Origin of the sequence: Dietzia aurantiaca (assembly GCF_021033825.1) — a bacterium.
GTDB lineage: Bacteria > Actinomycetota > Actinomycetes > Mycobacteriales > Mycobacteriaceae > Dietzia > Dietzia aurantiaca.
This window is the reverse complement of record NZ_JAIFXZ010000001.1, coordinates 523,200-542,191: the sequence shown is the minus strand read 5'-3', so window position 1 is coordinate 542,191 and position 18,992 is coordinate 523,200. Positions and strand designations below refer to the sequence as shown.

The following is an 18,992-nucleotide window of genomic DNA, read 5'->3' as shown; positions in this document are numbered from 1 at the left end:
CCCGCGGCGATCGACGCCCCGGCCGGGATATCCGCGACGGCCTCCGCCGCGGTCATGATCTTGCTGGACATACACTCTGCTTTCCGCTTAACCTGCCGCGGGCTAAGGCGTCGGTGGTGCACCTTTGCCGGGGGCTTCTCGGGATACCGTCAGTACGAATTCGTTGTGCGTGCGCGGTCGTCCGCGCAGTTTCTTCTCAGCCAGTCCTCGATCACGGCGGCGAGTTCTTCTGGGCGCTCCGCGGGCAGCATATGGCCTGCGCTCGCGACTACTTGGAAGTCGGCACGCACATCGCGAGCGAACTGTTCCTGCCGCTCGGGAAGAATCACGGTGTCTGATTCTGGCGCGACCACCAGTATCGGCACCGTGGTGTTCCGAACGGTAGTTGTGCGGTCAGGTCGGTTCCCGATGGCGTAGGAATGTGCTTTGAACCGTTGCAGTCCGTACGTTCGAACAGATCGACGCCGCGCGTCTCGCATTGCTGTGTCGGCAGCGTGGGTCGGGTGGTACACCTTCGGCATCAGTTCCACGGCGAAGTCAATATAGTCTGATTCGGTATCGAACCGATCGGCTTTTTTCCGCCGTGCGTCGGCTTGCTCCGGGGTGTCCGCTCCAAGCGATGATGCGACGAGCAACAAATGAGTGACAAGCCGCGGATTCCGTTCGAGCATGGCCATCGCAACCGCCCCGCCGAAGGAGTGCCCCACCAGCACTCCTGGAGGTGCGGATTCGGCAACGTCGTCGGCGATTTCTTCCACTGAGCTGAGTGGCTGGAGGTTCGGAGCGAATGAGCGCTTCACCAGTCCATCGAGTGATCTGATCACGGGCGCCCATACAGTGGCGTCGTTGTTCATTCCGTGCAGAAAGGTGAAGGTCTTTGGGGAGTCGTCGGCTGCCGGACCAGCTGGTCGCTCCGGTGGTGTCGGACGCATCATTGCTCTGTCGCGGCGAAGTCGATGGCTGCCTCCGGCGTATTGATCGAGTCAATCCCGACTGTGCGGAATGAGTCGCCATATGCGATGCCTGCCAACTCGGAAGCATTTCGGTTTTCGCCCTCGAGACGGTCACCCTCCACCCAGCATGCATGGGTGCCCACTGAGATGCGCTCGGGAAGAACGATCGTACAGACGGGCCCGGCGGCGATGTCGTCAGCGCGTAGGATCAGACACTCTGATCGGTCCTGGCCGACATCGGTCACGAAGTTGATGAGATAGCCGTCGTCTTCGGCTGAGGCGCCGACCGCGCGTGCGATGCAGGACTCGCTTCCGAACCGCCCCTCGCCGTATTCGAAGCGCGCGGAATTGCCAGTCGCGAGGTCGTACTTTTTGACTCCGGCCATCAGCCACTCGTTCGGTACGAATAGCGAATTGTACGAGTACCGGTACTTGATCCCGTTGTAGTCGCTTGACACGACTGGGAACTCGGTGACTTCGTCGTCAAGTGAGAACTCGCGGGTTTCGCCGGTGCGCAGGTTGAACATCCACCTGTACATGTGCGTATGCGTGGCGTGCTTGTCCAGTTGACGTCTGATCTTGGCGAAGACGTTGGTGTTATCGCCCACCGGCGGCTTGACCGGGTTGTCCCAGATGCAGCCGTCCTGGATCACCCAGTCGCCGTCCTCGTAGCAGTTGGTCAGGTGCATCACCCAGCAGGGTTTGGTCTCGAACCAGCGGATGTCCTCGCTGCGACCGAAGCGTGGGATGATCCCGAAACGCGAGGGCATGTCGCGGTGGAACTCGAGCTTGCGTGTGCCCTGCTTGAGCAGCTTGGGGTCGAAGAAATAGGGCAGGTCATGCAGGATCGAGTAGTTTTTGGTCATACCCATGTCGTGTGGCCAGCGTGCGCCAGGCAGCTCGATGGGCACGTAGTGCACTAGCTTGTTGGCCTTGGAGATTACGCCGTAGTGCATGTGCGGGAACTTTTCAGGGTAGTTGAAGAAAATCATGTCGCCGGTCTCGTGGTCCACTTTGTAGTGGGACGAGAGACCGTCTGGTACTAGGCGCCCCCACTCGTGCGCTCCGTGGGTCTCAAGGGTGTCGGGGCTCAGGGCCCAGGGCTCGCTGCCTTGGGACATTGAGGCGATGAGGTGGCCGGCGTGGGCATTGATGTCCGTGCCCGCGTTGTCCTTCATTACTCCCATCGAGCCCCAACCGCGACGTTGGTAGTCGCCTGGCTGTAGGAGGCCAGGCCATAGTGATTTCTTTGCGCCCTGCTCAGCAAGGAAGCCGGTCGTCCGGACGAAACGGTTTCGATACTCGACCTTGCCGTCTTCGAAGCGGATGGCATGCAGCATGCCGTCTCCGTCGAACGGATGGTAGATGCCCAGGGGTGCCTGAGCCTGGTTGTGCGTGTTACGCACGTACATGCCGAAGAGGTCTTTGGGGACGTCTCCGATGATCGTGAGCTCGTCGTGCGTCGCATCGAGCTCGTTGCGTTGTGCCTTGAACGGCCCCTGCAGGAACGGGTTATCGGTCTCATGCTCGTGAGGGACGCTGATGTAAAGGGGGTCGTGGTCAGACATCGCAGATTCTCTTCCTCGCCGTCGGAATGTTGAGCGAGCGGCTCAATACAGCGAGTGTGCAACAACCGAATCTATAAGTACACGATTGATTGCATATAGATATCAATGTGTGCTATTGTGATGTTTGGCACAAGGTGTTGGCCGGGCGCCTATGGCTCGTGCGCGTGCTGGTCGGCGCTCGCGTTACGCCGTACCTGTTCATCTCACGGCTGGAGTGGCAGTCGTGCCAGGAGGGGGGCCGGGTGGAACTTCGACACCTCGCGGGGTTCGTGGGGGTGGCCACGCATCTTCACTTCGGGCGTGCGGCAGCACAGCTGCACATTGCGCAGCCGGCACTGAGTCAGCAGGTGGCCGCACTCGAGAAAGAACTCGGCGTCACCTTGTTTCAGCGCAGTACGCGGTCCGTGAGTCTTACTCAGGCCGGGGAGCAACTTCTCCCAGTTGCTCTGCGCATTCTTGACGACGTGGAGACTGCCAAGCTCGTTGTCCAGGCCCCAGATGGTGTAGTCGGTCGGGTGAGTCTGGGCTTTGCTGGAGCAAGCGCCCACAACGTGGTCCCACAAGTCACTCGCGCTGTCCGCGCCGCCTACCCGGGGATTCGCCTGAGCCTGCTCGGCCAGATGTACTCCGGCGAGGTAATCCACCGAGTTGATTCGCGGAAAATGGATCTCGGCCTCGTGCGACTTCCCGTCAAGCATTCACAGATCGAGACATTCGTCGTGCAGCTGGAATCGTTGATTGCTGCACTTCCGTCCGACCACCCACTGGCCGAGAAAGACAGCATCGACGTCGCGGACTTGGCCGACAGTCCGTTCGTCACATTCCCCGGCACGGGGGGATCCAGCGTCCGCGATGCTCTTATCCGAGTGACGCACGAGGCGGGATTCACGCCGAGGATTGTCCAGGAGGCGCCGGACTCGCTGACCATCCTCGATCTAGTCGCCGCGGGGGTGGGCGTCACCATCACCGTCTCATCCGTCCTTCATCTGCGGCGATCCGGAGTGGTGTGCAAGCCCCTGCGCGGCGCGCTGCCGCGAATCGAATCAGCGCTCGCCTGGCGTAGGGACAATGAGTCACCAGCCCTGCGAGCGGTGATCGAGGTCGCTCGCGCCACCATACCTACCCCTCTCGACGCGGATCGATAAGCCACAAGCATAACTGTTCCATCCAATAAGTATTGGACTTGCATGGCCATTTCCTGAAAGTGTCGTAGGTCACGGAGCGCTGATGCAGCGTGACTGCCGACCGAACAGGAGATGACGCCGATGCCTACTACGCTTCCGCACTATCGAGAAGCCGGCGAGGGGGAGACGACCGTCTTCCTCTTGCACGGTGCATACGGTGATGGGCGCTACTTTCGGCGTTTGCAGGATCACCTCGCGGACGGCGGCCGGCGCGTTGTCGCCTGGGACTGCCCGGGGTACGGGGTAAGCGCTCCGCCGGCGTCCGCCACGGTGGAAGGGTTTGCTGATGCGGCTATCGGCATGATAGATGCACTCGGCACGAGCCGAAACGTGGTGCTGGGTCATTCGATGGGATCGTTGATCGCGCCGCTCGCAGTCAATGAGACCTCGCAAACTATCAGTGGGGTGGTGTTGTCGGCAGCATCGGCAGGATTCAAAGCCCGTACGGCAGAGGATCAGGAGCGATTCCTGCACGAACGGCTGGATCCCATTCGGCAGGGCATGACCGTGGCCGAGTACGCGCCCAAGCTGCTCCGGAAAATGATGGGGCCTGGAGCTGCGGGCGAAGACGTGGACCTGGTCGTGCAGGTCATTTCCGAGATGGACACCGACGTCTTCGAGCGTTCTCTGACTGCGCTAACCATGTACGACGGTCGGCCGGCACTACGCGAACTCGCTGTGCCAACGCTATTGATCGCGGGCGAATGTGACACCGCGTGCCCGCCGGCGGGGATGCGGGTCATAGACGACCTCGTTGCTGACTCGAGATTCCGCGAACTCAGCGGCGTGGGCCACTATGGGTTTGCCGAGGACTTCGACCGCTATTCAGCCCTTGTAGACGAGTTCCTTGCTGAGGTGGACAGATGATAAGGCAACCCGGTCGCTACCTGAAACAAAACTGGGCTACTCCGGCGGCTGTGCTGACATTTCTGCTCCTGCTATGGATCGGTTCACTCACTCTGCCGCGGTTCATCTTCCCGACTGTGGGCGAGATTCTTTCGTCTGTAGTGACAATCGTGACCACGTTGTACGAGCCATTGTTTATCACCCTCGGTCGATACGTGGTCGCGCTCGCGGCAGCCGTAGTGGCCGGATGGTCTATTGGTCTCTTGATGGGCGCCTTTCGTCAATACTTCGGGCGATACATGCGACAGGTCACGGCGATCATCCAAGCAATTCCCGCGCTCTCGTGGGTTTTACTCGCGGTGTTGTGGATCGAGAATATCGAACTCCGGATTTTTTTCACGACATTTCTGATCGCTTTCCCGTTCTTCGTCATCGCGGTGTACGAAGGCATCCGCGATATGGACAAGGACCTACTTGAGGCGATTGATCAATTCCGCCCGAACCGTTGGCAGGTTCTGCGCATCCTGCTGGTGCCGCAGTCCTTTGTCACGCTCATAATGACGTTGCGTTCTACGGCTGCAATGACTCTGAAACTACTGGTGTTCTTCGAGCTCATCGGCGCCAGCAACGGTGTCGGTCAGCAGTTCAGCAAGGCGCAAGCCACCTACCAGGTCGACATGATCCTTGGCTGGACCATCATCCTCGTGATCATTAACTTCATCATCCTGCGAATCATAGATCTGGCCGAGAAGCGGATCCTCCGCTGGCGTACCGAGGCGGTAGTGCGATGACTCAATCTGATTCAAAAAGTTTGTCTGACACCGTGATCTCGTTTGATCAGGTACAGCATTACTTTGGCGACCTGCTCGCTGTGGAAGGCCTGAACCTCCAAGTCCGGCGCGGAGAGCGCATTGCCATCCTCGGACGTACCGGTGCCGGCAAGTCCACGCTTCTTAACCTGCTGATCGGCAACATGGCGCCCACCAGCGGGACGGTCCGGATCGACAATTTCGATCCGTATGTGCAGCATAAGAAACTGCAAGGCCGAATCGGTATGGCATTTCAGCAGGCACGTCTCATGCCGTGGCGGACAGCCCTAGACAATGTGTGCGTCGGTGGCGAGATCCTCGGCCAGGGCCGCAGTGAGCGTGAGCGGGCGGGCAGGTACTGGCTCGAGAAAATGCACCTCGGGGATTCTTTCGACCTCTACCCGAATCAATTATCAGGCGGAATGCGTCAGCGAGTGTCCTTGGCCCGCGCTTTCGCCGTCCAGCCGGTTTTCGTACTTCTCGATGAGAGCTTCTCCGCACTGGATGAGGTCACCGCGAAGACGCTGCGAAAAGATTTCGTTGAGCTGGCGGATGAGGAAGAAATCACGTCGATCATCGTCACCCACAACATCGAAGAGGCCTTCGATCTGGCCCACAGGGTCATCCTACTCGGCCGCCCCGCCAAGATTCTGAGGGAATACCAGGTACGAGATGTCGCTCCAGTGGGCACCCCGGAGTTTGCTGAGGTGAGGCGCGAGATACAGAACATCATGCTCGACCCCGGTAGCTCCACGGAAGTCTGACTTACAAACGAGAAGAGAACCCTATGAAGAAAATTCTGTCCGCCGTGGTCGCGGTGGCTACAGCCGTCACATTCGCCGGATGTTCCGCTGGGGAGGCCGATCCCTCCGACAACACCATCGTGCTGGGGCAGTGGAACGCCGGAACCATCGCGACAACGTCGCTCACCAGCCAGTATCTGGCTGAGAACGCCGATCTACTAGCCGAGCGCGACATCGCCATCGAATACAAGGAATACACGAACCTCCAAGCCCTCTACACGGACCTATCGCGAGGCCGGGTCGACGCGGTGGTTGGGGGGCCGGAGTCCTTTGCGTCCAGCGCCGTCCAGGGAGCGCCAATCCGACTCGCCGGTTCATTCGCCAGGTCGAACGCCGCCGTGCTCTCCCAGGGGGCCGAGCTGACCACGGACAACCTACGTGGCCGCCGCATGGTCGCGCCGTCGACGACCGGTACATGGTCAAACGTACAACTGCAGATTCTCGACAAGACTGGTCTGGACGCTGATACGGACTACGAGGTAGTCAACGGTGACAGCTCCTCGACCGCGATCCAGCAACTCGCAGCCGGTACCGCGGACTTTGCGATGGGGTGGGGAGAGGCGCTTTTTGAGGCCAAACAGCGCTTTCCCAATGTCAGGATCGTCGCCGACGCTGACGAGCTTGCAAACGGCAAGAAGCCGTTCATCCAGTTCGTCGTAGCAGTCAACGATGAGAAGGTTGACTCGTCTGTCTCGGACCGCCTCATGGACGCCTACGCAGAGCAGGCTGACTGGATGCTCGCCCACGCCGACCAGGTCAACGAGCGCGCTGTGCAAGGAGGCCGAGCGCCAGGCGTCGTCAAGGAGCTCATCGAGTCCGGCGCAATCAACTTCGATGTCAAGGCCTTCCCTGGCCCGGAAGCCGACGAGCTCAAAGCGACGCTGCAAGCCATGGTCGATCAGGGCGTGATCACCGAGATGCCCGGCAATGAGTTCTTTGGAATGGAGGACTGAAAGCATGAGCAGTCTCACTGACCGAGTGATACTCATTACTGGCGCCGGGCGTGGGCAAGGACTCGCGCACGCTGAAGCGGCGGCCGCCAGTGGCGCGATCGTGCAGATGACGGACGTTGACGGCGAACGAGGTGAGAAAGAGGCCAACCGGCTCCGTACTGCCGGTCTCGACGCGACGTTTCACCACCTGGATGTCTCCGACGCGCAGGAATGGACCACGGTCGTCACCGATGTCATCGACCGACATGGACGCATCGACGGCTTGGTGAACAATGCCGGGATCTCGCTGGGCGGAACGGTCCTCGACACGACGCCTGAGATCTGGAACGCCGTCATTGGCGTCAATCAAGTAGGAGTCTGGCTCGGCATGGCGACCGTCGCCCCGCATATGGTCGACGCGCGAAGCGGCGCGATCGTCAACATCGCCTCCACGCTCGGCAAGTTCGCGTCCGAGGTGTCTTTCGCCTATCAGGCGACCAAGGGCGCGGTGCGCATGATGTCCAAGAGTGCCGCGCTGGCCTTGGGGCGTCACGGCATTCGGGTAAACACCATTCTGCCCGGACTGGTCGACACCGACTTCATCGCCAAGCAGAAAGCTGCAGGCGCAATCGATCAATCAGTTGGGCGGATTCCGATCGGACGAATCGGTGAACCAGCTGAAATCTCCGAGGCAGTGCTATTTCTGCTGAGCGACGGAGCCTCGTATATCAGCGGTGCGGAACTCGTCGTCGACGGTGGGTTGATCGCTGGCTCGACGGGGAGTCTCAAGTCGAAGGTCGATCCGAAGTGACCAGCTTTATCGCACCGGATGCCGAACGTCTTGACCGGGCTGTGGTCGATGCCCAGATTCCGGAAGCCGAGCACTCGTTTATCGCCGGTGGCTGGCTCGACGGAGACGGTGAGCCATTCGAAGTTCGGACGCCGATCACTGGGGACTGCCTGGCCTGGTTGCGCCCGGCCTCGCCATCCCAAGTGACTCGAGCTGCCGCGTCAGCAAAAGAGGCGCAGCCCGCCTGGGCGGCGATGAAGGCGCGCGACCGTGCTCGCATTCTCGAGCATGCCGCAGAGCTGATGGTTGCCGGCCTGGATCGTCTCGCCACACTTGTCGCCCTCGACAACGGCAAGACTTTCTCAGGTGCTCGGGGAGACGTTCTCGGATGTGCCGAGTTCTTACGCTCGGCCGCCGGATGGGCCACGCGCCTTTTCGGAGCGACACTGCCCGAGGGCGGTGACGTGGAAGCCCTGACCTGGATCGAACCAGTTGGTGTGGTGGGCGTTGTGATGCCCTTTAACGCACCGCTCATCTTCTGCGGGATGAAAATCGCTCCAGCGCTGGCCACGGGCAACACAGTCGTGGCCAAGGCCCCGGAACAGGCGCCTCTCGCTGTTGTCGAGTTTGTCCGCTGCCTCGAACAGGCAGGCGTCCCGCCGGGGGTGGTCAACCTCGTGCACGGAGGTGCGCCGGTGGGGTCGCAGATCATCGACGCGCCGCCGGTGACGATGGTGACGTTCACAGGCAGCAGCACGGTGGGTGCACTCGTGGGTGCCCAGGCCACCCGCCAACTCAAGAAAGTGCTGCTGGAGTTGGGCGGTAAATCCGCGAACATCGTCTACGAGGATGCGCCGTTCGACGCGGCGGTAGCCGGTTCTGCGACCGCCATCTTCCGCAATGCCGGACAGCGCTGCTTTTCGGGATCACGCCTGCTAGTGCAGGAATCGATCGCTGAGGCGTTCATCGCGAAGCTGGTTGAAACAGCTGAGGGAATCGCCGTAGGTGACCCTTTCCACCCGCAGACACAGGTTGCCTGCCTTGTCTCACGTGATGACGTGGAGCGGGTTCAGGCGATTGTTGACGACGCGGTCTCGGCGGGCGCTCACCTCCTGTGTGGCGGCACGGCAGCTGCTGTTCAGGGCGCTTTCTATCGCCCCACGATCCTGGAGATACCGAGAGGGGTCAACTGCTCCGCGCTCACCGAAGAGATCTTCGGACCGGTGTTAGTGGTCCAACGATTCACGGATGCGGACGACGCCATCGCGATGGCCAATGATTCGAAGTACGGCCTCGCTGGTGGCTGCTGGACCTCGAATCTGGCGACCGCGATGCGTACCGCTCGGAAGGTCAACACAGGGTTCTTCTGGATCAACGGCTACGGCGCCAGCGGCGGTACCGAGGCGACGATAGGTGGGCGGGGCGCCTCCGGCATCGGCACCGAGAAGGGCCTCGAGGGCATTAGAGAGTACACCGTGGTCAAGACAGTGGTGCTGCCAGCCGGTCTGGAGTCCGTGGTCACCGAAATCTGACGGTGACATCGGTGGCACCCTCGGCGCCGCGCTACTTCGTGGCACGCTGCGTTCCCCTTCAGCCATCGCGCGGCCACTGACGCGCGGTCTCATATATGCACGAACCTTATGTCAGAAGTGGTTAATTGATATTGGACCATTAACAATGGGTGGGTGATAGTAGATCTATGAACACGAATGCCGATGTTCCAGAAGACGTTCTATCCGAGGTCGTGACGCAGATTCGTCGCTTCGTCAGAGACGTGGTGGTCCCACGAGAGGCGGAAATCGCCGATCTCGATGCGATCCCGGACGACATCCGCGAGGCAGCACGGGCAATGGGTCTGTTCGGCTACGCAATTCCCCAGCAATGGGGCGGGCTGGGGCTCGACCTCGCGCAAGATGTCGAGGTCGCGATGGAACTCGGCTACACCTCGCTCGCGCTTCGCTCGATGTTCGGCACGAACAACGGAATCGCAGGGCAGGTCCTCGTCGGATTCGGCACCGACGAGCAGAAAGCGGATTGGCTTGAGGGGATCGCCTCCGGTGAGATCGTCGCGTCATTCGCGTTGACCGAGTCCGGCGCAGGATCCAATCCGGCAGGCCTACGCACGAGGGCGGTACGCGATGGGGACGACTGGGTCATTAGCGGCCAGAAGCGGTTCATCACCAATGCGCCGCTCGCGGATCTGTTCGTCGTGTTCGCCAGAACGCGACCGGCGGACGAAGACGGCACCGGCATCGCCGTCTTTCTCGTGCCATCAGGCGCGCCAGGGTTGTCGGTGGGAAGCCCGGACAAGAAGATGGGTCAAGCAGGTTCGTGGACGGCAGACGTCCACTTCGACGCCGTCCGGGTTCCTGCGTCTGCCCTGGTCGGGGGCAACGAGGACGCCGGCTACTCCGCCGCGATGACCTCACTGGCGAGGGGCCGGGTACATATCGCGGCACTCGCGGTCGGTCAGGCCCAGCGCGCCCTGGATGAGTCGGTCGCATACGCGGCGTCAGTCACCCAGGGGGGTACGCCGATCGGGAGCTTTCAGCTGGTTCAGGCAATGCTTGCTGATCAACAGACCGGCGTTTCCGCCGGGCGGGCGCTGGTCCGGGACGCGGCGGCCAAATGGGTGTCGGGGGAGGACCGCCGGTTGGCCCCCTCGATAGCAAAGCTCTACTGCACAGAAATGGTGGGGAGAGTGGCCGACTTGGCGGTCCAGGTACACGGGGGTAGCGGTTACATGCGAGAGGTACCGGTCGAACGCATCTATCGCGATGTGCGGCTACTGCGACTGTATGAGGGCACCAGCGAGATCCAGCGACTGATCATCGGTGGGGGATTGGTTCGCGCAGCCCAGAAGGCCAATCGATGACGAGCACAAGTCTTCCGCTAGACGGTGTAACCGTTGTTGCTCTAGAACAAGCAGTCGCAGCCCCGCTGGCGACTCGGAACCTCGCTGACCTTGGAGCGCGCGTTATCAAGGTGGAACGCATCGACGGTGGAGACCTCGCCCGTGGATACGACACCGGGGTGCATGGCACCGGAGCACATTTTGTCTGGCTCAATCGCGGGAAAGAGTCGGTCGCCATCGATTTGAAGACGGACGCCGGACGCGATGCGGTCCGGCGACTCGTCAGCCGAGCTGACGTGTTCATACAGAACCTCGCGCCCGGAGCTGCCGAACGTCTAGGGCTCGGTTCCGGCGCACTGCGCGCCGAACAACCGGAGCTGATCACCGTAGACCTATCAGGTTTCGGACGCGGTGGGCCGTTTGAGGACCGCAAAGCCTACGACATGCTGATCCAAGCGGAAGCCGGCCTCATCTCGATCACCGGAACCCCCGATACGCCAGTCAAGACCGGCATCCCGACCGCAGACATCGCATCCGGGATGTACTGCGCCCAGGCCGTGCTAGCGGCGCTCTTTCGTCGAACCAAAACCGGTGAGGGCGCCGCCGTAGAGGTGTCGATGCTCGAAGCCACCGTCGAGTGGATGGGGCACGCCGTCTACACCCGCAAGTATGCGGGAGTGCAGCCACCACGGATGGGACTGAGCCACGTCTCGATCTCCCCGTACGATGCCTACCCCACCAGCGACGGACAGGTACTAATCGGTGTGCAGAGCGAATCGGGGTGGCGCTCGCTCGCACGCGATGTACTCGGTGCCCCGGAGCTGATCGATGATCCGCGATTTGTGTCGAACATCGAACGCGTCCGGAACCGCTCAGATTGTGACGCGGAAGTCGGCGCTCGTACCGCGCGATGGACGAGCGAAGAGCTCGACGCCCGACTCGTGGCTGCAGGTATACCCGCGGCGCAGATCAAGGACGTTGGACAGACCGTGGACCATCCTCAACTCCGCGCACGGAACCGGTGGCGAACGATCCCAACCGAGTTCGCAACGGTGGAGGCGTTGCTCCCTCCGGTGACCTTTGACGATGTCGATGCGGCCATGGGTGCGGTTCCCGCACTCGGAGAACACACCCGTGACCTGCTCGCTGAGATCGGCTTGGACACCCACACCGTCCACGAACTGGTGGCGACTGGAGTGGTTCACCAAGCCAGCGTGCACTCGCCGGTGCAGGCGCACTGGCCAGACTCCACAACTACGAAAGGGCAGGGACATGCTGACAGGACGTACAGCGGTGATCACCGGGGGTGCGCAAGGTATCGGATTGGCGATCGCGCAGACTTTCGCCGGGCACGGCGCCCGAGTGGTGATCGGAGACCTTGACGGCGAGAAGGCGCGGATCGCAGCGCAGACGCTGGGTGGCGACGCTCATGGTTTCCGCTGCGACGTCGCCTCGTCCGAGGACGTGGCCGACCTGCTTGCCCAGACGACCGGCATCTTCGGCTCCCTCGACATCATGGTCAACAACGCAGGAATCACGCGGGACGCCACTATGCGCAACATGACCGACGAGCAGTTCGACGACGTCATCAGGGTGCACCTACGCGGATGCTGGAACGGAACTCGCCAAGCCGCTGCACTCATGCGAGAGGCGAGCGGTGGATCAATCATCAATCTCTCATCGATCTCAGGAAAGGTGGGCTTCGTCGGACAAACAAACTATTCCGCCGCGAAAGCCGGGATAGTGGGTCTGACCAAGGCTGCCGCCAAAGAAGTGGCGCACGTAGGCGTGCGAATCAATGCCATCCAGCCCGGCCTCATCCGGACCGCGATGACCGAGGCGATGACCGAGAAAGCATGGGACCAGAAAATGGCTGAAATACCCATGCAGCGAGCCGGCGAGCCTTCGGAGGTGGCGTCCGTGGCGCTCTTCTACGCATCTGATATGTCGTCATACATGACCGGCACAGTTGCCGAAGTGACTGGTGGCAGGCACATCTGAGCTCAGGAAAGAGAGAATTCAACATGGCGCTCCGGACCTTCGCCAGCGTCGCTGAGATCCACGAGGCGCTCGGTCAGCAGATTGGGCCGACTGAGTGGTTCACGATCGACCAGTACCGTATCGACTCTTTCGCCGACGCGACAAACGACCATCAGTGGATTCACTGCGATGTCGAGCGGTCAGCTATTGGCCCCTATGGCACAACGATAGCCCACGGCTATCTCACACTGTCGCTGCTGCCGGCTCTCTCGGCAGAGCTATACACAATCGAAGCAGGTTCGGCTCGTATAAATTATGGCAGCAATAAGATCCGATATCCACAAGCGGTCCGAGCCGGAGACAGAATACGTTTGATCGCCACGATCAAAGATTTTCGATCGGAATCCGAGAATATGTTTCTCACGGTCGGTTATATGGTCGAGATCGACGGTGGTGAAAAACCCGCCCTTGCCGCCGAGACTGTAACGCTGATACTTCCGTGAACCCCGTGCAGATAAATACTTGAACGACCGGTCCTGGCTCGAGGAGCCACCAATGCCCGATGCAGTAATCTGCGAACCGCTTCGTACTCCCGTCGGCCGCTTCGGCGGAGTATTCCGAGACCTCGCTCCCGAGGATCTCGCAGCAACCGTCATTGCCGAAATCGTCTCTCGCACCGGCCTAGTCGGCGCGGACATCGACGACGTCATACTCGGTCAGGCCTCTCCCAACGGGGAGGCTCCCGCGATCGGCCGCGTCGCCGCGTTGAACGCTGGCCTTGGCGAATCCGTGCCCGGCCTCCAAGTCGACCGTCGGTGTGGCTCCGGGCTGCAAGCGATTATTACTGCTGTCATGCAAGTCCAATCCGGAAACAGCGACCTGATCCTAGCTGGCGGCGTTGAGTTACTGAGCCAGGCCGAGTTTTACACCACAGGAATGCGATACGGGGTTCGGAGCGAATCCGTCACCCTCAGCGACCGGCTGGCCCGAGCCCGAGTCACAGCCGGGGGGCGAAACTTCCCAGTTCCCGGTGGCATGATCGAGACTGCTGAGAACCTCCGTGCCGAGTTTGCCATAAGCAGAGGCGACCAAGATGCGCTGGCGGCACAATCTCACCAGCGCGCCGTCGCCGCTCAGGAAAGCGGCGCATTCGCCGAAGAAATAGTTCCGATATCAGTGCCGCAGCACAGAGGGGATCCACTAAAGATCGACACCGATGAGCATCCCCGCCCAAATACGAGCATCGAATCCCTTGCAAAGTTACCTGCAATCCGGTCCAAAGTGGACCCTGACTCGACCGTGACCGCCGGTAACTCGAGCGGGCAGAATGATGGCGCGGCAATCGCGATTGTCACCACTTCAGACATGGCTGCGCGCCTCCAACTGCGCCCCCTGGCTCGGTTAGCTGGCTGGGCGGTGGCGGGCGTGCCTCCACGGACGATGGGCATCGGACCGGCTCCCGCAACAGAGAAGGTGCTGACCCGGCTAGGGCTCTCGCTTGCAGATATGGACGTCATCGAACTCAACGAGGCGTTTGCAGCACAGGCGCTTGCGGTGACCCGAACGTGGGGTCTCGCGTCTGACGATCCACGCCTCAACCCGAATCGTTCGGGTATCTCCCTTGGACATCCGGTCGGAGCGACCGGTGCCCGCATTCTTGCTACATTGCTGCGAGAACTCGATCGTCGAGACGGGCGTTACGGACTCGAAACGATGTGCATCGGGGGCGGCCAAGGCTTAGCCGCAATATTCGAGCGCATGACTTAGTCAAAAAATACTACCATCGTCGACTTACCCGCTCAGCCACAGTACAGTGCGAGCGCGCAGTGACTTCAGCTTACTGACCTGTCTACTGATTAAACGCTGAGTCGGTAGGTGATGATTCCCTTCCGTGGTCGGGTCGGGTTGGCTATCTTCCAAGATTCATCAGGCGAGATGGAGTGATTATTCTTACAGTTCAATGACATCTCGATAGCCACAACGAGGCCGACTATCGGTGCGCGGCGTTCTTTCCGGGTTCATGCGGTGACATCGGCCTTGGCGATGCGATTTCGCAGGGAGAAGCCGACTCTGAAGGGGTGCACGAGGGCGCCGCTGATAGTTCGGCGCACGATTCAGCTGATGCGTTACTCCGACATCAGCTTTACAGAATATAAGTTACCGGCGTGCGTGTCCCGGCTGGAGGAGTACGGTTTCTTGGCCTCGCCGTCGGGCCAGATGGCGGCGTGGTTGGCCGATGGCGCACCAGCGCGCAGTGCCTGTGCATGGAGTGGCCAATGCTCCGAGCTGGGTAGGAACCTGGCATGCTACTGACCCCGGCTTGGCAACCTGCCAAACTGCTTTGCAACCGACAGAAACCCCGGCCACCTGCCGGATGAGCCAGTAGGTGACCGGGGTTCGGTGTGGATACCGCGGGGGCGTGAGGCTAGAGCTCCTCGAGCGTCGCCGTGGCGTGCACGGTGCCCAGCTTGCGGGGGTTGCGTGCGGTGATGGTCCACGCCGGGTCGCCCGCGGCCACCGCACGCCGCGCGTAGACGCCCAGCTTGGCCGGCAGGACCACGGGCTTGCCGAACTCCACGCGGTAGCGGGCCCGCTCCGGGATCTCGCCCTCGACCGATCCGAGCAGCGTCGCCGCCGTCCACATGCCGTGGGCGATCACGTTCGGGAAGCCGAACGCCTTGGCGCCCAGGCCGGAGACGTGGATCGGGTTGCGGTCGCCAGATACGGACGCGTACTCCGCGATCTGTGCCTCGGTGACGGACTTGACCACCGTGGGATCGCCGATCTCCTCGGCGGTTGGAGGCTCCGGCCTCGGCGGACGCGGCGCGTCCTTGCCCGGGGTCAGAGACGTCCGGCGCTTGGACAGCATGCTGGAACGCTGGAGCCACGCGGGCTCGTCGTCGTCGCCCGTCCGGATCTCCGTGACCACGTCCACCAGCAGGCCCGACGGGTGCTCGCGCAGGTTCTCGGCGTGCGACCGGATGGACAGCTCGTCACCGACGCGCAGGGCGCTGCGGGACGAGATCTCGTTGAGCAGGTGCACCGACCCCATGGCCGGGAACGGGAAACCCGGGTCCAGCATGAGCTGCATCGTCAACGGGAACGACAGCGTGAACGGGTACGTCAGCGGTAGGGCGTCGCCCAGGCGCAGGCCGCAGACGCGGGTGTACGCGGCCAGGTTGGCCACGTCGACCTTCACGCCCGACACCTCGACGCCCTTCGCGGGCAGCGACGTGGCGTCACGGCTGCCACCCACGACGGGCACCGAGCCGAGTGCGGCCCTGCCGTACTGCGACAGCAGGTTGGGGATTCCGGGGAGCTTCCTGTACTCCATGTCAGATCACGCGCCCAGCAGCGACTGGCCGCACACGCGGATCACGTTGCCCGTGACGGCGGAGGAGGCGGGGCTGGCGAAGTAGGCGATGGCCTCGGCCACGTCGACCGGGAGGCCACCCTGCTGCATGGAGTTCATGCGGCGGCCGGCCTCGCGCGTGGCGAACGGGATCGCGGCGGTCATCTGGGTCTCGATGAAGCCCGGCGCCACGGCGTTGACCGTGACCTTCTTGGAGGCCAGCTCGGTGGAGGCGCCGTCGACGAAGCCGATCACGCCGGCCTTGGACGCGGCGTAGTTGGTCTGGCCGCGGTTGCCGGCGATGCCGGCCATCGAGGACACGCCCACCACGCGCGAGCCCTCGCCCAGCACGCCCTTCTCGGCGAGCTCGGCGGTGATGCGCTCGGGGGCGATCAGGTTGACGGCCATGACCGAGTCCCAGCGGGCGGCGTCCATGCCGGCCAGGGTCTTGTCGCGGGTGATGCCGGCGTTGTGGACCAGGATGTCGACCGTGCCGTCGTGACGGTCCTTGACGTGCTGGGCCAGGACCTCGGCGGCGTCGGCGGCCGTGACATCCAGCGGCAGGGAGGTGCCGCCGACCTTGTTGGCGGTGGCCGCGAGCGACTCGCCGGCGGCCGGGATGTCGCAGCAGATCACGTGCGCGCCGTCGCGCGACAGGACGGCCGCGATCTCGGCACCGATGCCCCGGGCCGCACCGGTGACGACGGCGACCTTGCCCTCGAGCGGACGGTCCCACGAGGCAGGGGCGCTCGCGGCGCCGGCACCCACGGTGAACACCTGGCCGTCGACGTAAGCCGACTTGCCGGACAGGATGAATCGCAGGGTGGACTCCAGGCCCGAGGCGCCGGTGTCGGCGTCCGCGGAGACGTACACCAGCTGCACGGTGGCGCCGCGCTTCATCTCCTTGCCGAGCGACCGGGTGAAGCCCTCGAGGGCGCGCTGGGCGATGCGCTCGTCGACCGCGCCCGTCTCATCGGGAGTGGTGCCCAGCACCACGATGCGGCCGCTCCGGGCGACGCGACGCACGACCGGGTTGAAGAACTCGAACAGGGCCTTGAGCTCCTCGGGGGAGCGGATGCCCGTGGCGTCGAAGACGAGGCCGGCGAACTTGCCCTCGGCGTCCGCGCCGGCGATCTCGTAGTCGCCCTGCAGCATCTCGCGCACGGGCTCGACGAGGCGACCCTCGCCGCCGACCAGTACCGGGCCGTGGAGCGCGGGCTGGCCCACCTCGTGGCGGCGGAGCTGCTCGGGCTGCGGGAGACCGACCTTGCCGGCGATGAACGACCCGGGGGCCGAGGTGACGAACTGGGAGTAGAGGTCGAGGTTGCCCTGTGCCATGGCGATCATCTCCTGGGGAGTTTCGGTAGTGCGGGGTCGACAAGTAACTTACTCCCGAGTAACAATACTCGTTGGGCCGCGCTTTGGGCCAACGGATACCGAGAAGAAAAACGGGAGTGACACACGTGACCACCAGCCCCCGCAAGGTCGCCATCGTCGGCGGCAACCGAGTCCCCTTCGCGCGCTCGAACGGCAAGTACGCGGACGCCTCCAACCAGGACATGCTCACTGCCACGATCGACGGCCTGGCCGCCCGCTACAACCTGCAGGGCAAGCGTCTCGGCGCCGTCGCCGCCGGCGCCGTGCTCAAGCACGCCCGTGATTTCAACCTGACCCGTGAGTCGGTCATCGGCTCCGTGCTCGACTCCTCCTCGCCGGCCTACGACGTACAGCAGGCCTGCGGCACAGGCCTGGCCACCGCCATCCAGATCGGCGACCAGATCGCCATGGGCCGTATCGACTCCGGCATCGCCGGCGGCTCCGACACCACGTCGGACGCCCCGCTCGCCGTCAACGACGACCTGCGCAAGATCCTCATCAAGGTCTCCGCCGCCAAGACCAACCTCGACCGGATCAAGCTTCTCGGTGACATCCGCCCGCAGGCAATCGTCCCCGAGCAGCCGCAGAACGCAGAGCCGCGCACCGGCCTGTCGATGGGCGAGCACGCCGCCATCACCGCCCGCGAGCTCGGCGTCTCCCGCGAGGACCAGGACGCCCTGGCCGCGGAGAGCCACAAGAACCTCGCCGCGTCCTACGACTCCGGCTTCCAGGACGACCTGGTCACTCCGTACCTGGGCGTGCAGCGCGACGACAACCTGCGCCCCGACTCCTCGGCCGAGAAGCTGGCCAAGCTCAAGCCCGTCTTCGGCAAGCGCGACGCCGAGGCCCACGGCACCGAGGCCACCATGACGGCCGGCAACTCCACCCCGCTCACCGACGGCGCCTCCGCGGTGCTGCTGGCCAGCGAGGAGTGGGCCAAGGAGAACAAGCTCCCGGTCCGCGCCTACCTGGTGGACTCCGAGACCGCCGCGGTCGACTTCATCCACGGGCACGACGGCCGCACCCCGGACGGCCTGCTCATGGCCCCGACCTACGCGGTGCCGCGCCTGCTCGAGCGCAACGGCCTGACCCTCCAGGATTTCGACTTCTACGAGATCCACGAGGCCTTCGCCTCGCAGGTCCTGGCCACGCTCGCGGCCTGGGAGTCCGAGGAGTACTGCACCGAGCGTCTCGGCCTGGACTCTGCGCTGGGCTCGATCGACCGCAGCAAGCTCAACGTCAACGGCTCCTCGCTGGCGGCCGGTCACCCGTTCGCCGCGACCGGTGCGCGCATCCTGGCGGCCACCGCCAAGCTGCTCGAGGAGAAGGGGTCGGGCCGCGCGCTCATCTCCATCTGCGCCGCCGGTGGCCAGGGCGTCACCGCGATCGTCGAGCGCTGACGCCGCGGCGGATCCGGCGCGGCCCGGCACGTCGGGCCCGTCAACCGTCCGATAAACGTATCCTCGATCCAACAGGTCACGGGCTGATCCCGTGAGTGAGTGCAGCCCCCGCGTTCGGCGCGGGGGCTGCACTCATCGGTACCG

Annotated in this window: 17 protein-coding genes; 13 read left to right on the top strand and 4 right to left on the bottom strand. The window is 63.0% G+C overall.

Translation table 11 applies throughout. The annotated features are described in order from the left end of the window. Positions 1–149: 149 nt before the first annotated feature. Both K3888_RS02570 and K3888_RS02565 read right to left on the bottom strand, forming a co-directional pair. A complete protein-coding gene (locus K3888_RS02570; RefSeq protein WP_230928647.1) occupies positions 150–854 on the bottom strand; it encodes an alpha/beta fold hydrolase in 705 nt (234 codons plus the stop codon). A 77-nt stretch (positions 855–931) separates the two neighbouring features. Further along, a complete protein-coding gene (locus K3888_RS02565) occupies positions 932–2,521 on the bottom strand; it encodes a carotenoid oxygenase family protein (protein WP_230928646.1) in 1,590 nt (529 codons plus the stop codon). Between the two features lie 242 nt (positions 2,522–2,763). Here K3888_RS02565 and K3888_RS02560 point away from each other — a divergent pair, with 242 nt between their 5' ends. From K3888_RS02560 to K3888_RS02505, 12 genes are all read left to right on the top strand, one after another. Next, positions 2,764–3,666, top strand: coding sequence for a LysR family transcriptional regulator (locus tag K3888_RS02560; protein WP_230928645.1), 903 nt, complete (start codon positions 2,764–2,766; stop codon positions 3,664–3,666). Between the two features lie 120 nt (positions 3,667–3,786). Beyond that, complete coding sequence (locus K3888_RS02555) at positions 3,787–4,572, top strand: alpha/beta fold hydrolase (protein ID WP_230928644.1); 786 nt, start codon at positions 3,787–3,789, stop codon at positions 4,570–4,572. Beyond that, a complete protein-coding gene (locus K3888_RS02550) occupies positions 4,569–5,342 on the top strand; it encodes an ABC transporter permease (protein ID WP_230928643.1) in 774 nt (257 codons plus the stop codon). Before K3888_RS02555 ends, K3888_RS02550 begins: the two co-directional genes overlap by 4 nt. A gap of 32 nt (positions 5,343–5,374) precedes the next feature. Beyond that, positions 5,375–6,124: an ABC transporter ATP-binding protein gene (locus tag K3888_RS02545; protein WP_230928642.1), complete on the top strand. Its 750-nt coding sequence runs from the start codon at positions 5,375–5,377 to the stop codon at positions 6,122–6,124. A gap of 23 nt (positions 6,125–6,147) precedes the next feature. After that, the gene (locus K3888_RS02540; RefSeq protein ID WP_230928641.1) at positions 6,148–7,116 is read left to right on the top strand and encodes an ABC transporter substrate-binding protein; all 969 of its coding nucleotides are present in this window, start codon (positions 6,148–6,150) and stop codon (positions 7,114–7,116) included. Between the two features lie 4 nt (positions 7,117–7,120). Next, the gene (locus K3888_RS02535) at positions 7,121–7,906 is read left to right on the top strand and encodes an SDR family NAD(P)-dependent oxidoreductase (protein ID WP_230928640.1); all 786 of its coding nucleotides are present in this window, start codon (positions 7,121–7,123) and stop codon (positions 7,904–7,906) included. Then, positions 7,903–9,417 (top strand): aldehyde dehydrogenase family protein, encoded by a 1,515-nt coding sequence (locus tag K3888_RS02530; protein ID WP_230928639.1) that lies wholly within the window; start codon positions 7,903–7,905, stop codon positions 9,415–9,417. Before K3888_RS02535 ends, K3888_RS02530 begins: the two co-directional genes overlap by 4 nt. A gap of 167 nt (positions 9,418–9,584) precedes the next feature. Further along, positions 9,585–10,760, top strand: a complete 1,176-nt coding sequence (locus K3888_RS02525) for an acyl-CoA dehydrogenase family protein (protein WP_230928638.1) — start codon at positions 9,585–9,587, stop codon at positions 10,758–10,760. Next, positions 10,757–12,121, top strand: coding sequence for a CaiB/BaiF CoA transferase family protein (locus tag K3888_RS02520; RefSeq protein ID WP_230928637.1), 1,365 nt, complete (start codon positions 10,757–10,759; stop codon positions 12,119–12,121). Before K3888_RS02525 ends, K3888_RS02520 begins: the two co-directional genes overlap by 4 nt. Further along, positions 12,012–12,740, top strand: coding sequence for a 3-oxoacyl-ACP reductase FabG (gene fabG / locus K3888_RS02515; RefSeq protein ID WP_230928636.1), 729 nt, complete (start codon positions 12,012–12,014; stop codon positions 12,738–12,740). The genes K3888_RS02520 and fabG overlap by 110 nt, the downstream gene beginning before the upstream one ends. Positions 12,741–12,763: 23 nt before the next feature. Then, positions 12,764–13,222, top strand: a complete 459-nt coding sequence (locus tag K3888_RS02510; protein ID WP_230928635.1) for a MaoC family dehydratase — start codon at positions 12,764–12,766, stop codon at positions 13,220–13,222. 52 nt (positions 13,223–13,274) lie between these two features. Beyond that, positions 13,275–14,486: an acetyl-CoA C-acetyltransferase gene (locus K3888_RS02505; protein WP_230928634.1), complete on the top strand. Its 1,212-nt coding sequence runs from the start codon at positions 13,275–13,277 to the stop codon at positions 14,484–14,486. A 658-nt stretch (positions 14,487–15,144) separates the two neighbouring features. Here K3888_RS02505 and K3888_RS02500 read toward each other — a convergent pair. Together K3888_RS02500 and K3888_RS02495 are read right to left on the bottom strand one after the other, a co-directional pair. Further along, positions 15,145–16,053: a MaoC family dehydratase gene (locus tag K3888_RS02500; RefSeq protein WP_230928633.1), complete on the bottom strand. Its 909-nt coding sequence runs from the start codon at positions 16,051–16,053 to the stop codon at positions 15,145–15,147. A gap of 6 nt (positions 16,054–16,059) precedes the next feature. Beyond that, positions 16,060–17,409, bottom strand: a complete 1,350-nt coding sequence (locus K3888_RS02495; protein WP_269074654.1) for a 3-oxoacyl-ACP reductase — start codon at positions 17,407–17,409, stop codon at positions 16,060–16,062. A 125-nt stretch (positions 17,410–17,534) separates the two neighbouring features. On the opposite strand from K3888_RS02495, the gene K3888_RS02490 reads away from it, so the two are divergent. Next, complete coding sequence (locus K3888_RS02490) at positions 17,535–18,848, top strand: acetyl-CoA C-acetyltransferase (RefSeq protein WP_230928632.1); 1,314 nt, start codon at positions 17,535–17,537, stop codon at positions 18,846–18,848. Positions 18,849–18,992: the final 144 nt, after the last annotated feature.